Raw genomic sequence first — 17,514 nt, 5'->3', positions numbered from 1 at the left:
GGCGACAGAGCGGCGGCTTGCCACTGTCATCATTTTGTCATTGAAACGTCGCCCGGCCTTCATGCTAGCTTGCGCACCAACAAGAACAGCCGCCCAGAGCGAACCGAGGGCGGAAGGGAGATGGAAGATGACAGTGAAATCACGTATTCTGATGTCCGTCGCGGCGTTCGCGCTCGCCGGCGCCGCACCTGCCGTGGCCCAGACCGAAATCCAGTGGTGGCATGCGCTGACCGGCGCCAACAACGACGTCGTCGTCAAGCTGGCAGAGGATTTCAACGCCTCGCAGAAGGACTACAAGGTCGTCCCCGCCTATAAAGGCTCCTATCCCGACGCGCTGAACGCCGGGATCGCAGCCTTCCGCGCTGGCACCGCGCCGCATATCCTGCAGGTCTTCGAGGTTGGCACCGGCACGATGATGTCGGCCAAGGGCGCCGTGAAGCCCGTCTTCGAATTGATGAAGGATGCCGGCGAGACCTTCGACCCGAAGGCCTATCTGCCCGCCATCACCGGCTACTACTCGACGGCCAAGGGCGACATGCTCTCGATGCCGTTCAACTCCTCCTCGATGGTGATGTGGTACAACAAGGACGCCTTCAAGAAGGCCGGCCTGAACCCGGAAGCGCCGCCCAAGACCTGGCCCGAGGTGTTCGAGGCCGCCAAGAAGCTGAAGGCTTCCGGCTTCGAAAAATGCGGCTTCTCGAACGCCTGGGCGACCTGGGCGAACATCGAGCAGTTCGGCGCCTGGCACAATGTCTCGCTCTCGACCAAGGCCAACGGACTGGACGGCTTCGACGCGGTCCTGAACTTCAACAGCCCGGCGTTCCTGAAGCACTGGACCAACCTGGTCGATCTGCAGAAGCAGGGTGTCTATGACTATTCCGGCCGCACCAATGGCGGCGAGGGGCGCTTCACCTCCGGCGAATGCCCGATCTTCCTGACCTCGTCGGGCTTCTTCGGCAACGTCAAGGCGAACGCCAAGTTCGACTGGGCCAACGCCCCGATGCCGTATTATCCCGACGTGCAGGGCGCACCACAGAACTCGATCATCGGCGGTGCCTCGCTGTGGGTGATGGGCGGCAAGAAGCCCGACGAGTACAAGGGTGTCGCCAAGTTCTTCACCTTCCTGTCGAATGTCGATCGTCAGGTGAAGCTGCACACGGAATCGGGCTATCTGCCGATCACCAAGGCGGCCTATGAGAAGGTGAAGGCCTCCGGCTTCTACAAGGACAAGCCCTATCTCGAGACGCCGATCCTGGAGCTGAACAACAAGGAGCCGACCGAGAATTCGCGCGGCCTGCGTTATGGCAGCCTGGTCCAGATCCGCGACATCTGGTCGGAAGAGCTGGAAGCGGCGCTGAACGGGCAGAAGACACCCAAGGCGGCTCTGGATGCGGCTGTCGAACGCGGCAACCAGATGCTGCGGCAGTTCGAACGGACCGCCTCGCGCTGAGCTTCTTCGTCATTCCGGGGCGGCCCGAATGGGCCGAACCCGGAACCCACGACGGGGCAGGCCACTCGGGTTGCCCCGTTGACATCTCTCACCCGGTCGTGGGTTCCGGGTTCTTCGCTCCGCGAAGCCCCGGAATGACACGAGTAGTGCTCCATGCAGAAGAATGCCTATTTCACCGGCCTGACCGTCCCGCTGTTGCTGCTCCTGCCGCAGCTGGCGATCACCGTCGTGTTCTTCTACTGGCCGGCGAGCCAGGCCGTCTGGCAGTCCTTCCTGCTGCAGGACGCCTTCGGCACCTCGACCGAATTCGTCTGGTTCGAGAATTATCAGGCGCTGTTTTCCGATCCTGGCTATCTGAAGGCCTTCATCAACACCGCGATCTTCTCCAGCTTCGTCTGCGTGCTCTCGCTCTCCATCGCCTTGCTCTTCGCGGTGATGGCGGATCGGCAGATCCGGGGCGCTGAGGTCTACAAGACCCTGCTTATCTGGCCCTATGCGGTGGCGCCTGCGGTTGCCGGCGTGCTCTGGCTGTTCATGTTCGATCCCTCGCTCGGCATGCTGGCGCGCGGGCTGTCCACCATGGGCATCGCCTGGAATCCACGCCTCAACGGCAATGATGCGATGCTGCTCGTCATCCTCGCCGCGACCTGGAAGCAGATCAGCTACAATTTCCTGTTCTTCCTCGCGGGCCTGCAGTCGATTCCCAAGAGCGTGATCGAGGCCGCCGTGATCGACGGCGCCCGGCCGATGCGACGCTTTTGGACGATTATCTTCCCGCTGCTCTCGCCGACAACCTTCTTCCTGCTGGTCGTCAACATCGTCTACGTCTTCTTCGACACCTTCGGCATCATCGACACAATCACCGGCGGCGGTCCCTCGGGCGCGACCGAGACGCTGGTCTACAAGGTCTTTTCGGACGGCAAGGGCGGCTCGAACCTCGGCGGCTCGGCGGCGCAATCGGTCATCCTGCTGATCATGGTCATCGGCATGACGGCGGTGCAGTTCCGTTTCATCGAGCGCAAGGTGAACTACTGATGGTCGAGGACCGCCGCCTCGGCGATTTCATCGCCTATGTCATCCTGTCGATCGGCGTGCTGATCGTCGCCTTCCCGGTCTGGCTGACCTTCGTCGCCTCGACCTGGGATGCCGCGACCATCATCAACGGCAAGCTGCCGCTCTATCCGGGACCGTACTTCTTCGAGAACTACAACCGAATCCTGTTCATCGGCACCTCGAGTACGACCCGCGAGCCGGTGCTGGGCATGATGCTAAACTCCTTCGTCATGGCGATGGCGATCGCGCTCGGGAAAATCTTCATCTCGGTGCTCTCGGCCTATGCGGTGGTCTATTACCGCTTCCCGTTCCGGATGGCGGCGTTCTGGATCATCTTCGTCACGCTGATGCTGCCGGTCGAGGTACGCATCTTCCCGACCTTCAAGGTCGTCTCGGATCTGCGCATGCTGGACACCTATCAGGGTCTGGCGGTGCCGCTGATCGCCTCGGCGACGGGCACGCTGCTGTTCCGGCAGTTCTTCATGACGATTCCCGACGAGCTGCTGGAGGCGTCCAGGATCGACGGCGCCGGCCCGTTCCGGTTCTTCAAGGACACGGTCGTGCCGCTCTCGATCACCACCATCGCGGCCCTGTTCGTGATCCAGTTCATCTATGGCTGGAACCAGTATCTCTGGCCGCTCCTGGTGACGACCAAGGACTCGATGCAGACCATCGTTATCGCGATCAAGAAGATGATCGTCACCTCCGACGCCCTCACCGAATGGCAGCTCGCCATGGCCACAGCCATGCTCGCAATGCTGCCGCCCGTGCTCGTCGTCATCCTGATGCAAAGGCTCTTCGTGAAGGGCCTGGTCGAAACCGAGAAATAAATCGCCGATGGCCCAGGTCACCCTCACCAACGTCAAGAAGATCTATCCCGGCGGCGTCGAAGCCGTGAAGGGCGTGTCGTTCGACATTCCCGATGGCGGCTTCTGCGTCCTCGTCGGCCCGTCCGGCTGCGGCAAGTCCACGCTTTTGCGCATGGTCGCGGGGTTGGAGACAATCTCGGCCGGCGAGGTCTCGATCGGCACGCGAATCGTCAACGAGATCGGCCCCGCCGACCGCGACATCGCCATGGTGTTCCAGAACTACGCGCTCTACCCGCATATGAGCGTCTACGAGAACATGTCCTATGGCCTGCGCAATCGCGGCACGCCGAAGGACGAGATCGACGCCCGCGTCAAGGAAGCGGCGCGGATTCTCGCCATCGAGAACCTGCTGGAGCGCCGGCCGCGCCAGCTCTCGGGCGGACAGCGCCAACGCGTCGCGATGGGCCGCGCCATCGTGCGCAAGCCGCAGGTCTTCCTGTTCGACGAGCCGCTCTCCAATCTCGACGCCAAGCTGCGCGTGCAGATGCGCGTCGAGATCAAGAAGCTGCAGCGCGCGCTTGGCGTCACCGCGATCTACGTCACGCATGACCAGGTCGAGGCGATGACGCTGTCGGACAAGCTCGTGGTGATGAATGGCGGCCAGGTCGAGCAGATCGGCCTGCCCTCCGAGGTCTACAAGAAGCCGGCGAGCAAGTTCGTCGCGACCTTCATCGGCTCGCCGCCGATGAACATCCTGCCCGGCACGATCGACGGCCCCGGCATCGTGGCGCTGGGCGACGCCATCCTCGAGGCACGCGACCTGCGTGAGGATCTAGCCGTGCAGACGCCGGTCGAGATCGGCCTGCGGCCCGAGGATGTCGAGATCGCCTCCGAGGGCCAGGCCGGCTCGCTGCCCTTCGATGTCGAGTTCATCGAGGAACTGGGCGCGACGCAGCTCTTCCACGGCCAGCTCGCGGGCCTGCCCTTCGTGATGCAGGCGGCGACCGATGTCGTGGCGGCGCAGGCGGGGCGGATCTGGATCACGGTCGATCCCGACCGCGTGCACGTCTTCGATACCAAGACGGGCGCGAGGCTCGGGCGCGTCTGAGGTCGCGCACTCCGTGCCAAGGCCCCGCCCGCTCCTGACAGCTTCTTGCGAATCGGCGCGCGCAGCCGATGGACCGCCTTGCGCCGTCCGCTTATGGTCCGCGCCATGAGCGAGACAGCCCCGACCTCCACCGCCCCGGACCTGAAGCCCGGCGACCATCTCTTCCTGGTCGACGGCTCGAACTTCATCTTCCGGGCCTATTTCCAGTCGATCAATCAGGACCGGAAATACAATGCCCGCTCGGACGGTTTGCCCTCGGGCGCGGTCCGGCTGTTTGCGACAAAGCTGTTCCAGTTCGTGCGCGAGGGCGTGCTCGGTGTGCGGCCGACGCATCTGGCGATCGTCTTCGACAAGTCGGAGAACTCGTTCCGCAAGGCGATCTACCCGGCCTATAAGGGCAACCGCTCCGAGCCCCCAGCCGATCTCATCCCGCAATTCCCGCTGATGCGCGAGGCGGTGCGCGCCTTCGGCCTGCTGCCGGTCGAGCAGGATGTCTACGAGGCCGACGACCTGATCGCGACCTATGCGAAACAGGCTCGGCAAGCCGGCGCCGACGTGCTGATCGTCTCGGCCGACAAGGATCTGATGCAGCTCGTGCGGCCGGGCGTCGCCATGTACGACCCCGCATCGGGCGACGCCAAGAAGGGCGCGGGCTTCCGGGCCGAGCGCCGGATCGGCGAGCCCGAGGTCGTCGAATATTTCGGCGTCATGCCCGACAAGGTCACCGATGTTCAGGCGCTCGCCGGCGACGCCACCGATAATGTGCCGGGCGCGCCGGGTATCGGCATCAAGACGGCTGCCCAGCTCATCGGCGAATATGGTGATCTCGATACGCTGCTGGCCCGTGCCGGCGAGATCAAGCAGCCCAAGCGCCGGGAGACCCTGACCAATCCCGAGATCGTCGAGAAGATCCGCATCTCGCACAAGCTCGTCACTTTGGTCGACGATGTCGTGGTCGAGACGCCGCTGTCGCATCTGACGCTCGGCCAGCCCGATCCGGTCAGGCTCGTCGCCTTCCTCAAGGCGATGGAGTTCACCACCATCACCAAGCGCGTCGGTGAGGCCTATGACGCCGATGTCGGGGCGATCGACGCCGATGCGGCGCTGGCGCCGGGCGGCGCGCGGGCAGCCGAGCTCAAGGCGCTTTATGTCGGTGCTGATGCCACGACAGACGGGCCCGCAGTGCCCGCTACGCTCGATCCTCTGGCGCCCGAGCAGCCCGGCGGATCGCCTGCCTCGGCCGGCGAGGGCTGGATGCAGCCGGCGGCGCTTGCCGCGGCACGCAAGAACGAGGCGCTCGCGAGCAAGATCGATCTCTCGGCCTATGAATGCGTGCGCGATCTCGACGGGCTGAAGCGCTGGATCGGCTGGGCCTATGAGGCTGGCCAGGTCGCGATCGATACCGAGACCAGCGCCATCGATCCGATGCAGGCCGATCTCGTCGGCGTCTCCATGGCGGTCGCTCCCGGTCGCGCCTGCTACATCCCGCTGCAGCATCGCGGCGGCACCGATCTGTTCGGCGAGGGCACGCTGGAGGGCCAGATTCCGCTGGCCGAGGCGCTGGCGGCGCTGAAGCCCCTGCTCTGCGATCCCGGCGTCCTCAAGATCGGCCAGAACCTGAAATACGACCTCGTCCTGCTGAAGCGCTACGGGCTGGAGGTCTCACCTGTCGACGACACGATGCTGATCTCCTATGCGCTCGATGCCGGCAACAACAGCCATGGCATGGACCGGCTCTCCGAGCTGCATCTCGGCCACCAGACGATCACCTTCGGGCAGGTCGCCGGCACCGGCAAGGCGCAGGTGACCTTCGACAAGGTCGCGCTCGACAAGGCGACGGACTATGCCGCCGAGGATGCCGACGTGACCTTGCGCCTGTGGCGGGCGCTGAAGCCGCGCCTCGCCGCCGAGGGGCGGACCACGGTCTACGAGACGCTGGAGCGCCCGCTGATCGGCGTGCTCGCCCGCATGGAGGCGCGCGGCATCTCGATCGACCGCCAGATTCTGTCGCGGCTTTCGGGCGAGTTCGCGCAGTCGCTGGCGCGGCTGGAGGACGAGATCTACGAGATCGCCGGCGAGAAGTTCACCATCGGCTCGCCTAAGCAGCTTGGCGACGTCCTGTTCGGAAAGATGGGGCTTTCAGGCGCCAAGAAGACCGCGACCGGCCAATGGGCAACCGGGGCCGGCGTGCTTGAGGACCTGGCCGAGCAGGGCCATCCGCTGCCCTCGAAAATCCTCGAATGGCGCCAGCTTTCCAAGCTGAAATCGACCTATACCGACTCGCTGCCGGCCTATGTGAATCCGCAGACCAACCGGGTCCACACCTCCTATGCGCTCGCGGCGACGACCACCGGCCGGCTCTCCTCGTCCGAGCCGAACCTGCAGAACATCCCGATCCGCACCGAGGCCGGCCGCAAGATCCGCACGGCCTTCATTGCCGAGAAGGGCTACAAGTTGATCTCGGCCGATTACAGCCAGATCGAACTGCGCCTGCTCGCCCATATCGCCGAGATTCCGCAGCTCCGTCAGGCCTTCGCCGATGGCATCGACATCCACGCGATGACCGCCTCGGAGATGTTCGGGGTTCCCGTGCAGGGCATGCCGAGCGAGGTCCGCCGCCGCGCCAAGGCGATCAATTTCGGCATCATCTACGGCATTTCGGCCTTCGGATTGGCGAACCAGCTCGGCATCGGCCGCGAGGAGGCGAGCGCCTATATCCGCAAATATTTCGAGCGCTTCCCCGGCATCCGCGACTATATGGACCAGACCAAGACCTTCGTGCGCGCCAACGGCCATGTCGAGACGATCTTCGGGCGCATCTGCCATTTTCCGGCGGTCGCCTCCAAGAACCCCTCCGAACGTGCCTTCGTCGAGCGCCAGGCGATCAATGCGCCGATCCAGGGTTCGGCCGCGGACATCATCCGCCGCGCCATGATCCGCATGGAGGATGCACTTACGGCAGCCAGACTCGATGTCCGCATGCTGCTGCAGGTCCATGACGAACTGGTCTTCGAGGTGCCGGACGCGCAGGTCGAGGCGGCGCTGCCTGTGATCACCCGGGTGATGGTCGAGGCGCCCCACCCGGCGGTCCAGCTCAGGGTCCCGCTCCAGGTCGATGCCCGCGCCGCCGGCAACTGGGACGAGGCGCACTGAAGCGGAACCTTCGCTGATAGCCCAACGTTTATCGATGTGACGCGCCGGGGGGCGCGGTTCGCGCGCGTTGGAACCGAAGTCATGCTCAATTCATCGGCCTGGAAGCCCTTTCCGCGCTATTTGGCGGAACCGGAGGTCGAGGATCTCCAAAATGATGTGACGCCTTCCGAGCATGACCTGATCGTCCGCTATGCGATCATCGGCATCTTCGTCATCCTCGCCACCGCCTCGCTTTACATGACCAAGGTCATCGCGCTGCCGATCACCGCCGGGATCATCTTCGGCCTGGTGCTCGGGCCGGCGGTGGACTGGCTGGTCCGCCGCAGCATTCCGCAGCATCTGGCGGCCGCGATCGTGGTGCTGCTCTTTCTCGGGCTCATCATGGCTGCGATCACGGTGCTCGCCGTCCCCGTGGCCGGCTGGAGCGACCAGGCGCCGGCGATGATGGCGGCGCTGAAGACCAAGCTCGCCAGCGTCTTCGTGGTGATGGACGAGGCCAAGCAGGCCATCGGCTCGCTGATGGGCAAGACCGGCGCCGAACTCAGCGTCTCCCAGGGCAACCCGCTCGTCGATATCGCGATGTCGTCCTCGGCGGCGGCCGGCGGGCTCCTGATCTTCGTCGGCACGGTCTATTTCTGGCTGGCGACGCGCCGTCACCTCAAGGCGCGTGCGCTTCGCCTCTGCCTAGGCCGGGGCGCGCGCAAATCGGCCGGCGCTTTCTTTCAGGAGATCGAAACCCGTGTCGCGCGCTATTTCGGGCTGGTGACGCTGATCAACCTGGGCATGGGCGTCCTGACGCTGATGATCGCCTGGCTCGCAGGACTGCCCTTCCCGATCTTCTGGGGCGCACTCGCCTTCATCATGAATTACCTCGCCTTCATCGGGCCGATCATCGTCACGGTCCTGCTGTTTGCCGGCGCGTTGATCGATGCCCCGTTCCTGCTGACGGCGATCTGGCCGGCGGCCGCCTATTTCGCGATGCATCTGATCGAGGGCAATGCAGTCACGCCGGTCTTCGTCGGAAGCAGGCTGACGGTGTCGCCCTTCCTGGTGTTCATCGGTTTCATCTTCTGGCTCTGGCTGTGGGGGCCGGTCGGCGCCGTCCTCTCGACTCCGATCCTGCTCGTCGCCATGGTGGCGCAGGAGGAATTTGCCCGCTACCGCGCGGCGCAGGCCGAGGAGCAGAGTGATCCGCAGCCCGAGCGACAGCCGGCCTGAGCGCGACGGGACGGAACCGCCGCGGCCCGCATGCGTTGCCCAAGAGGCTCGTCCGGACACGACTCTCCGGCGATAGCGACCGTTTTTGAGACCCGTTTAACCGAGACCGATCGATGCAGGGGACAAGCGACATGGCCACCACCACCACTTCCGCGAAACGTCAGGCCGCGGCCTCCGTCAAGCGCGCCAAGGATGACGTCGTTGCCGGTGGCGAGACCATCGCGGCCGAGGCACGCCAGACTGCTGCCCGCGTCAAGCGCGAGGCCGGCGCGATCGAAGACAGCCTGACACGGGGAGCAGAAGATCTGGTTGCCACCGTCAGCGAGAAGCTGCGCTCGGTTGGCGTCGATACCGACCGGATGGTCGATGTCGCCAAGGAGCAGGCCACCGATCTGCAGCGCCTGATCGAGGACGAAATCCGCGAGCGGCCCTTGCGTGCGCTAGGCCTGGCGGCGGCTGTCGGCCTGTTCGTCGGCTTCCTCTCGGCGCGCTGAGACGATGCTGGGGGGAATCGGAGCCTATATCGCGTCGGAGATCTCCGGCGCCGTCAGGCGCAACGTCATCGTCTATGCGCTGATGGGGCTCGCCGTCCTTCTGGTGCTCTGCGCCGGCGGCTACGCCCTGAGCGCGCTGCACACCGTGCTGGCGCTGCGCTACGGCACGGCGGAAGCCAGCCTGTTCATCGCGGGTGGTCTGCTCGTGGCTGCGCTGGTGGCCTTCGGCGGAGCGCTTTACGTCAAGAATCGCCGCCGTCCCGCCCGGCCGATGGCCGCAACCGCACTCGTCGCCGCCCCGCTGGTCGCGAAGCTCATCGGGTCCGGCGTCAAATCCCGCACCGGCTGGCGCGTCGCGCTGGTCGGCAGCGTCGTGGTGCTCGGAGCCCTGCTCGGACGGCAGTTCTTTACCGGCGGTGATGACGATAGCGAGGCATGAAGCTCCAGCCGGAATTGGCAAGCCGGCCGTCCGGGCATGGCTGCTGCGTGTCTTTTTACATAGGGATTGTGGGTGCCGTCCTGTAACACGGTTTCTATGCTTGCACAGGTGAGGCCCCGCGATCGCTTTTCGATTCCCATGATACCGGCGGTTCGAGCGCGCCTGCGCTCAGCCACGACCACGGTCATCGCGATCGGTGTCGTCGCGGTTTCGGTTCTGCTGGCAGCCTGGATCAATCAGCAGGCCCAGAACACGGCCGAGCGCGTATCCCGCGCGATCGCCGTCCGCGAAAACGCCGAGCGCTTCCTCGGCCATTTGCGCGATACCGAAACCGGCCAGCGCGGCTACATGCTGACGGGAACCGCGAGCTATCTGGTTCCGTTCACGAACGGTCGCAGCGCCGTCGTACCGGCCCTGGAGATGCTCGAGCGCCTCGTGGAGACCGACCCGCTGCAGAAGCAGCGCGTCGCCGCGCTTCGCGAGCCCATGGAACGCAAGCTCGCGGAACTCGACGCGACGGTGGGCCTCACGCGCGACGGCCGCCAAAGCGAGGCGCTTGCCATGATCCGGCAGGGCCAGGGTATCAGCGCCATGGATGCGCTGCGCGATAGCGTCCAGCAGATCCAGCTGGCCGAGAACATTCGGCTGGTCTCCCTCAACCGCAACGAGGAGCGCCGCCGCCTGCTGGCGAGCATCGGCATCGTCGTGGCGTTGGCCGGCCTCGCCTTTGCCGCCTGGCAGCAATTGCGCACCCGGCAGCGCCGCAGCCTGTCGCTGGCGGTGAGCAACGCCCAGCTCGAGCAGATCGTCAGCGAGCGCACGCGGGAACTCGAAAACGAGCGCCTGCGGATCGAGGCCCTGCTGCGCGACGTCAATCATCGCGTCGGCAACAACCTCGCCATGGTTTCCGCCTTGCTCAACGTCCAGAGCCGACAGAGCCGCGAGCCGGCCGTTCGGATGGCCCTCCAGCAAGCGCAGTCGCGGATCCAGGCCATCGCCGCCGGGCAGCGGCGGCTCCGCCTGGACATCGAGACCGACGAGATCGACGCGCGGGCCTATATGGAGGATCTGCTGGCCGAAATCGGCAAGGCGGCCGAGGGGCGCCCGATTGAGGTGACGCTCGCCATGGACGCGATCCGGCTGCCTGGCCGCGACGCCGTGTCCTTCGTGGTCATCGTCAACGAACTGGTGACGAACGCGATCAAGCACGCCTTTTCGGACGGCATGCCGGGCAAGATCGTGATCCGCTTCGAGGAAACGGATCTGGAGGGTGCGCCCGCACTGGCTCTCTCGGTCGAGGATGACGGCGTCGGCATGCCCGCCGAGATCGAGACCAAGGGTCTTGGCCAGACCGTCATCGCAAGCCTGCTCAGAAGCATGCAGGCGACCATGACCTCCGCCCCGCTCGACCCCGCATCCAGCCGTCCCGGCACCTGCGTGACGCTGACTTTTCCGAAGCGGGACTGAGCCGAAACGAAACAGGCCCGGTCGTTGGACCGGGCCTCCCTCTGTATCGTGCGTTCATTGCCGGTCAGGCCGTCACAGCCCCTCGAACAGGGCGCTCGAGATGTAGCGCTCGGCGAAGGAGGGGATCACCACCACGATCGTCTTGCCGGCATTCTCCGGCCGCGCGCCGACTTCCAGCGCCGCCGCGATAGCGGCGCCCGAGGAGATGCCGGCCGGAATGCCTTCGAACTTGGCCAGCGCCCGCGCTGTCTCGAAGGCGGTCTGGTTGCCGACCGTCACGACCTCGTCGATCACCGAACGGTCGAGGATGCCGGGCACGAAGCCCGCGCCGATGCCCTGGATCTTATGCGGGCCGGGCGCACCGCCCGACAGCACCGGAGAATCCTCGGGCTCGACGGCGACGATCTTCACATTCGGATTCTTGGCCTTCAGCACCTGGCCGACACCGGTGATGGTGCCGCCCGTGCCGACGCCGGAGATGAAGATGTCGACCTTGCCCTGGGTGTCGTTCCAGATCTCCAGCGCGGTCGTCTTGCGGTGAATCTCCGGATTGTGCGGATTCTCGAACTGCTGCGGGATGATCGAGCCCGGAATCTCTGCCCTCAACTCCTCGGCCTTGGCGATCGAGCCGCGCATGCCGCCGGGGCCGGGCGTCAGCACGAGTTCGGCGCCGAGCAGCGCCAGCATCTTGCGGCGCTCAAGCGACATCGTCTCGGGCATCACCAGGATCAGCCGATAGCCGCGCGCGGCCGCCACAAAGGCGAGCGCGATGCCGGTGTTGCCGGAGGTCGGCTCGATCAGCGTACCACCCGGCTTGAGCGCGCCCGACGCCTCCAAGGCGTCGATCATGTTGACGCCGATGCGGTCCTTGACGCTGGAGATCGGATTGAAGAATTCGAGCTTGGCCAAGATCGTCGCCTTGACGCCGCGTTCGGCCGGCAGGCGGTTCAGCTTGACCAGCGGGGTATCGCCGATGGTGTCGGTGATCGAATCATAGACCCGGCCTCGGCCCGGCTCCTTCGCCGGGGCGGTCTCGAGCTTGCGCGCTGCCTCAGTCATGGGATTCTCCTTGAAGCGTCGGTCTGGTGCCGTCGATTGGGGATTCAAGCTATCTCAATTCACACAGCCTGTCGATGAATGCTATAATCCACGTTTTATATCGTGAAATCTCCGTCGCCGGCCGCCGCGCCAAAGACGGCCTCATCCTGCGCGCGGCGACAGAGCTCCTCGACGGTGACGCCGTCCAGCACTGTTAGAAAGGCCTGCGAGGCGCGCATCACCTCCGGCCCGATCACGTCGTCGACCAGGCGCGAATGCGGCGTCGGCCCGAGCCCGTCATCGCCGGCTTCCTGCATCGCGGCGCGTGCGATGTCGCCGGCGGTGATCCTGCGCCGCTCGCGGGCGAGTTCGTAGCCGCCGCGCGGGCCACGCACGCCCTTGAGGATGCCGACCCTGACCAGCGCCTGCAGCAGCGTTTCGAGATGGCGCGGCGGCAGATCGTGCCGTGCCGCGAGATGCTTGGCCGCGACCGGCGAGGGCCGCGCATGCAGGGCGATGTCGACCACCGCTGCAATCGCGAGCTGGCTGCGGCGGGATAGCAGGATCACGCGACGGCTCCCTTCGGCGCCATGTCGCCATGGCCCTTCGCCGCATCCGAAACGCCGGTCGAACCGAAGCCGCCCGCGCCGCGCCCGGTCTGGTCGAGCACTGCGACCTCGACCGGCGTCACCCGCGTCACCGGCGCGATCACGAGTTGCGCGATCCGGTCGCCATGGTGGATGGTGAAGGGCGCTTGCCCATGATTGATCAGGATGGTCTTCACCTCGCCGCGATAATCGCTGTCGATCGTGCCCGGCGCGTTCAGCACCGTGACGCCATGCTTGGCGGCAAGCCCGGAACGCGGCCGCACCTGCGCCTCGAAACCGTCCGGCAACTGCAGGGCGAGCCCGGTCGGCACAAGCGCCCGCGCACCGGGCGCGAGCTCCAGCGCCTCGCCTTCGCTGAGCGCGGCGCGCAGATCCATGCCGGCCGCGCCGGCGCTCTCATAGGCCGGCAGCGGCAGATCGCCGCCATGTGGCAGGCGCAGGAAAGCGACGCTGACCATGCCGCTCACGTCCCCGCCCGCATGGCGGCAAGCCGCGCGATATGGGCGACGAGGCGGGTCGCGACCTCCTGCTTGGCCAGCGTCGGCCAGCTCTCGAGGCCGTCCCGCGTCACCAGATGCACGGTATTGGCGTCCCCGCCCATCACCCCGGTGCCGCCGACGTCATTGGCGACGATCAAATCGCAGCCCTTCTTCGCCAGCTTCGCCTGCGCATAGGCGATGACATTCTCCGTTTCCGCCGCAAAGCCGACGACCAGGCTGGGCCGGCCGCTTTGCCGATGCGCGACGGTGGCCAGAATGTCGGGATTCTCGATGAGGGCGAGCGGCGGCAGGCCGTTGCTGTCCTTCTTCATCTTCTCGGGCGCCTCATCGGCCACGCGCCAATCGGCGACGGCGGCCGAGAAGATCGCGATGTCAGCCGGCAGCGCCGCCTCGACAGCCGCCAGCATCTCGCGGGCGGATTCGACACGGATCGTCTCGACGCCGTCGGGATCGGCAATCGTGACGGGGCCGGAGACCAGCGTCACCCGCGCGCCGGCTGCGGCTGCGGCTGCGGCAATGGCATGGCCCTGCTTGCCGGAGGAACGGTTGGCGATGTAGCGCACGGGGTCGATCGCCTCATGCGTCGGTCCCGAGGTCACCAGCACATGCTGGCCGGCGAGCGGTCCCTGTGGGTTGGCGCCGCCGGGCAACCGGCCGAGGAATCCGATCGCGCGCTGGCCCGGCGCCTCGCCGGCCAGGGCCAACTCGATTGCGGCCAGGATCTCAGCCGGTTCGGCCATGCGGCCCGGTCCGCTCTCGCCGCGCTCGGCCATCGCGCCGGAATTGGGTCCGACGACGAGCACCCCGTCCTTCTCGAGTTGCGCCATGTTCCGCCGCGTCGCCGGATGCTGCCACATGCGCGGATTCATCGCCGGCGCGATCAGCACGCGCTTATCGGTGGCGAGCAGGGCCGTCGAGGCGAGGTCATTGGCCAGCCCCGTCGCCATCTTGGCGATCAGATCGGCGGTGGCGGGCGCCACGACCAAAAGATCGGTCGAGCGCGACAGCGCGATATGGCCGATATCGGCCTCGTCGGTCAGCGAGAACAGATCGCTGAAGCAGCGCTCGCCCGCCAGCGACGAGACGGCGAGCGGCGTGACGAACTCCGCCCCGGCCTTGGTCAGGATACAGCGCGATGTGATGCCGCGATCCTTCAGCCGGCGGATCAGTTCGAGGCACTTATAGGCGGCAATGCCGCCGCCGATGATCAGGAGGATGGAGCGGGAGGCAGACAAGGCGGGGCTCCTGGGCCTTGGGATGCTGGTGTCGTAGCATTGGGTGTGGGGCGCGGGGAACCCTCTCCCGGAGGGAGAGGGTCGGGGGAGGGGTCGGCCGTTGGACGCTGCGGCCGTGCCCCAACCGCCGCTGCGGTGACGATTTTGCTCAACTGGGCCAGGGGCCGACACCCCACCCCTACCCCTCTCCTTACAGGAGAGGGGTTCCCGCGCCCCTTCCCTCACCGGAACGGCGGCTCGTCGAAGCTCCTGAGCTTGCGCGAATGGATCGTCGATCCCGCCTCCTTCAGCTTCTCCAGCGCCGCGAGCCCGATCTTGAGATGCTCGCTGACGGCACGCTCGTAGAAGGCATTGGCCGCACCCGGCAGCTTGATCTCGCCATGCAGCGGCTTGTCAGAGACGCAGAGCAGCGTGCCATAGGGCACCCGCAGCCTGTAGCCCTGCGCGGCGATGGTGCCCGACTCCATGTCGACCGCGATGGCGCGCGACAGGTTGATCCGGCGGCGCTCCTTGGTCCAGCGCAGCTCCCAGTTGCGGTCGTCCTGCGTCACCACCGTGCCGGTGCGCAGGCGGTTCTTCAGCTTGTCGCCCCTCTCGCCGGTGACCTCGGCGGCAGCCTCCTGCAGCGCGACCTGCACCTCGGCCAGCGCTGGAATCGGGATATCGGGCGGCACCAATTCGTCGAGAATGCCGTCCTGGCGGAGATAGGCATGGGCGAGCACATAATCGCCGATGATCTGTGTTTGGCGCAGGCCGCCGCAATGGCCGACCATCAGCCAGCAATTGGGCCGCAATACCGCGAGATGGTCGGTGATGTTCTTGGCGTTGGAGGGACCGACGCCGATATTGACCAGCGTGACGCCCTCGCCGTTCTCGCGGATCAGGTGATAGGCCGGCATCTGGAAGCGGTGCCAGGGCGACGACATCACCCGCTCGGCGGCGCTGACATCGCCGTCGCGCTCGATCCGGACCCCGCCCGGCGTGACCAGCGCCAGCGCCGTGCCGGCCTCGATCTCGGCGAGCGCCAGCCGCACGAACTGGTCGACATAGCGGTGGTAATTGGTCAGCAGCACCCAGGGCTGCACGGCGCGCCAGTCGGTGCCGGTGTAATGCACCAGCCGGCGCAGCGAATAATCCACGCGCACCGCATCGAACAGCGAGAGCGGACGCGGCTCGCCCTCGACGATGTCGAAGGTGCCGTCGGCGATCTCGTCGCCGACCAGCGAGAGCAGCGGCGTCGGAAAATGCCGCGCCAGTTCCGCAGCCGTGACCTTGCCGCGCCCGAGCTCGTCGCCGCCGTCCAGCGCATAGGGATAGGGGATTTCCTGCGAGCTGATCCCGGTCTCAATCGTCGCGCCATACTCCTCGACCAGTGGCTGGAGTTGATCGAGCAGATAGCTTCGGAATTCGGCCGGCTGCGTCACCGTGGTCGAATAGACGCCCGGAGCCGCGAATTTGGCATAGCCGCGCCGTGTCGCGGCAGGCAGTTTCGAGGGCTCGTAGGTGACGCGCAGCAGCGGGTAGCGATAGCGCGCCCGTTCCTCGGCGGTCGGCGCCTGCCCCGTCTCGAAGAAGCGCTGCAGATCATCGCGCAGCGCCGCCCTTGCTTCCGCATAGAGCGCCTCGAGCCTGTCGACGGCGGCGGCTGGGGTGGCGGCTGTCTCGAACGTCATGGGCGAACTCGTCCTCATCGTTCGGTCGAGCTTTAGCCGGGCCGCACGCTGGATGACAACTGCCAGCCTCTGACAGCGGGAGCGGGTTGACTCCAGATCGACCTTCTTTTACTAAACCAATAAGTTAACTAATGTGCCTGCCCGACAGGGCACGAAGGCGCTTCGGGTGAAGGACACCGCCGTCATGAAAACCATTCTGCTCGGCCTTGTTGCCCTCGTCGTCGTCGCGGTCGCCATCGTGCTGATCCTCGCCGCGATGAAGCCCGACACCTTCCAGGTCCAGCGTTCCATCGCGGTCAACGCGCCGCCGGAGCGCATCCAGCCGCTGATCGCCGACTTCAAGGCCTGGGGCACCTGGTCGCCCTGGGAGAAGAAGGACCTCGCCATGAAGCGCAGCTTCAGCGGTGCAGAAAGCGGGGTCGGCGCGCGCTACGCCTGGGAGGGCGACAAGAATGTCGGGCGCGGCAGCATGGAAATCGTCGAGGCGGCGCCTTCCAAAATTGCGCTCAAGCTCGATTTCATCGCGCCCTTCGAGGCTCATAACGATGCCGTCTTCGTCCTGCAGCCTCAGGGACAGATGACGACTGTCGTCTGGACCATGACCGGGCCGACGCCGTTCTTCGGCAAGATCATCCATGTCTTCATGAACATGGACCGCATGGTCGGCGGCGATTTCGAGGCCGGGCTTGCGGCGATGAAAGCCGCTGCAGAACGCCCGGTCTGAGGCTCTTTCGGAAGAACCACAACCAAGGAGGAGAAGCCTATGTTTGCAAAGCCGCAGAAGGAACACGACTGGCTGCACCAGCTCGTCGGCGAATGGACTTCGGAGATGGACTGCGCGATGGGCCCCGACCAGCCCCGGCAGAAATCGAAGGGCAAGGAGAGCGTCCGCTCGCTCGGCGGAATGTGGACGCTCGGCGAAGGCGAGGGCGAGATGCCCGACGGCACGACCGGCAAGACGCTGATCACGCTCGGCTTCGATCCGGCAAAAGGCCGCTTCGTCGGCAGCTTCATCGGTTCGATGATGACGCATCTCTGGCTCTATGACGGCACGCTCGACGACAGCGGCAAGGTCCTGACTCTCGACAGCGCGGGGCCGAGCATGGCAGGCGACGGCACGCTCGCGCCCTATCGCGACGTCGTCACCATCGTCAGCCCCGACCACCGCATCCTGTCTTCCTATACCCCCGACGGAAATGGCGGCTGGACCGAGTTCATGACCGCGCATTACCGCCGCAAGGCCTGACCATTGTCGGAAAGCAGAGGGAT

The 17,514-nt window shown here is 65.8% G+C and carries 16 protein-coding genes; 11 read left to right on the top strand and 5 right to left on the bottom strand.

Annotation, left to right across the window (positions count from 1 at the left end; translation table 11 throughout):
• Positions 1 to 151 precede the first annotated feature (151 nt).
• The 9 genes from ugpB to AC1DYU_RS13850 all read left to right on the top strand — a co-directional run bounded on the left by ugpB (position 152) and on the right by AC1DYU_RS13850 (position 11,191).
• Positions 152 to 1,450 carry a sn-glycerol-3-phosphate ABC transporter substrate-binding protein UgpB gene (gene ugpB, locus AC1DYU_RS13890; protein WP_476792400.1) on the top strand — a complete coding sequence of 433 codons (1,299 nt, stop codon included), beginning with the start codon at positions 152 to 154 and terminating at the stop codon, positions 1,448 to 1,450.
• 153 nt (positions 1,451 to 1,603) lie between these two features.
• On the top strand, positions 1,604 to 2,485 hold the full coding sequence (ugpA, locus tag AC1DYU_RS13885; protein WP_158482771.1) for a sn-glycerol-3-phosphate ABC transporter permease UgpA: 882 nt from the start codon (positions 1,604 to 1,606) through the stop codon (positions 2,483 to 2,485).
• Complete coding sequence (gene ugpE, locus AC1DYU_RS13880) at positions 2,485 to 3,333, top strand: sn-glycerol-3-phosphate ABC transporter permease UgpE (protein ID WP_476792133.1); 849 nt, start codon at positions 2,485 to 2,487, stop codon at positions 3,331 to 3,333. Before ugpA ends, ugpE begins: the two co-directional genes overlap by 1 nt.
• A gap of 7 nt (positions 3,334 to 3,340) precedes the next feature.
• Entirely contained in the window at positions 3,341 to 4,420 is a 1,080-nt protein-coding gene (locus AC1DYU_RS13875) for a sn-glycerol-3-phosphate import ATP-binding protein UgpC (protein WP_476792132.1), read from the top strand.
• Positions 4,421 to 4,525: 105 nt separating this feature from the next.
• A complete protein-coding gene (gene polA / locus AC1DYU_RS13870) occupies positions 4,526 to 7,573 on the top strand; it encodes a DNA polymerase I (RefSeq protein WP_476792131.1) in 3,048 nt (1,015 codons plus the stop codon).
• Positions 7,574 to 7,654: 81 nt separating this feature from the next.
• The gene (locus tag AC1DYU_RS13865) at positions 7,655 to 8,791 is read left to right on the top strand and encodes an AI-2E family transporter (protein ID WP_476792130.1); all 1,137 of its coding nucleotides are present in this window, start codon (positions 7,655 to 7,657) and stop codon (positions 8,789 to 8,791) included.
• 131 nt (positions 8,792 to 8,922) lie between these two features.
• Positions 8,923 to 9,285, top strand: coding sequence for a glycine zipper domain-containing protein (locus tag AC1DYU_RS13860; RefSeq protein WP_476792129.1), 363 nt, complete (start codon positions 8,923 to 8,925; stop codon positions 9,283 to 9,285).
• Positions 9,286 to 9,289: 4 nt separating this feature from the next.
• Positions 9,290 to 9,724 carry a hypothetical protein gene (locus AC1DYU_RS13855; protein ID WP_476792128.1) on the top strand — a complete coding sequence of 145 codons (435 nt, stop codon included), beginning with the start codon at positions 9,290 to 9,292 and terminating at the stop codon, positions 9,722 to 9,724.
• A 138-nt stretch (positions 9,725 to 9,862) separates the two neighbouring features.
• The gene (locus AC1DYU_RS13850; protein WP_476792127.1) at positions 9,863 to 11,191 is read left to right on the top strand and encodes a sensor histidine kinase; all 1,329 of its coding nucleotides are present in this window, start codon (positions 9,863 to 9,865) and stop codon (positions 11,189 to 11,191) included.
• 72 nt (positions 11,192 to 11,263) lie between these two features.
• Here AC1DYU_RS13850 and cysK read toward each other — a convergent pair whose 3' ends face one another.
• The 5 genes from cysK to AC1DYU_RS13825 all read right to left on the bottom strand — a co-directional run bounded on the left by cysK (position 11,264) and on the right by AC1DYU_RS13825 (position 16,245).
• The gene (cysK, locus tag AC1DYU_RS13845) at positions 11,264 to 12,250 is read right to left on the bottom strand and encodes a cysteine synthase A (RefSeq protein ID WP_158482779.1); all 987 of its coding nucleotides are present in this window, start codon (positions 12,248 to 12,250) and stop codon (positions 11,264 to 11,266) included.
• Between the two features lie 95 nt (positions 12,251 to 12,345).
• Positions 12,346 to 12,798 (bottom strand): RrF2 family transcriptional regulator, encoded by a 453-nt coding sequence (locus tag AC1DYU_RS13840; protein ID WP_476792126.1) that lies wholly within the window; start codon positions 12,796 to 12,798, stop codon positions 12,346 to 12,348.
• A complete protein-coding gene (gene dut, locus AC1DYU_RS13835; RefSeq protein WP_476792125.1) occupies positions 12,795 to 13,304 on the bottom strand; it encodes a dUTP diphosphatase in 510 nt (169 codons plus the stop codon). Before dut ends, AC1DYU_RS13840 begins: the two co-directional genes overlap by 4 nt.
• Positions 13,301 to 14,596, bottom strand: coding sequence for a phosphopantothenoylcysteine decarboxylase domain-containing protein (locus tag AC1DYU_RS13830; RefSeq protein ID WP_476792399.1), 1,296 nt, complete (start codon positions 14,594 to 14,596; stop codon positions 13,301 to 13,303). The genes dut and AC1DYU_RS13830 overlap by 4 nt, the downstream gene beginning before the upstream one ends.
• A 197-nt stretch (positions 14,597 to 14,793) precedes the next feature.
• The gene (locus tag AC1DYU_RS13825) at positions 14,794 to 16,245 is read right to left on the bottom strand and encodes an AMP nucleosidase (protein ID WP_476792124.1); all 1,452 of its coding nucleotides are present in this window, start codon (positions 16,243 to 16,245) and stop codon (positions 14,794 to 14,796) included.
• Positions 16,246 to 16,429: 184 nt separating this feature from the next.
• On the opposite strand from AC1DYU_RS13825, the gene AC1DYU_RS13820 reads away from it, so the two are divergent.
• Both AC1DYU_RS13820 and AC1DYU_RS13815 read left to right on the top strand, forming a co-directional pair.
• Complete coding sequence (locus AC1DYU_RS13820; protein WP_476792123.1) at positions 16,430 to 16,969, top strand: SRPBCC family protein; 540 nt, start codon at positions 16,430 to 16,432, stop codon at positions 16,967 to 16,969.
• A gap of 39 nt (positions 16,970 to 17,008) precedes the next feature.
• Positions 17,009 to 17,491 (top strand): DUF1579 domain-containing protein, encoded by a 483-nt coding sequence (locus tag AC1DYU_RS13815; protein WP_476792122.1) that lies wholly within the window; start codon positions 17,009 to 17,011, stop codon positions 17,489 to 17,491.
• Positions 17,492 to 17,514 lie beyond the last annotated feature (23 nt).

It is taken from the genome of Allobosea sp. P2_B12, from assembly GCF_056404835.1.
Note: the sequence above shows the minus strand (reverse complement) of the source record. Positions and strands in the feature narration are given on the sequence as shown.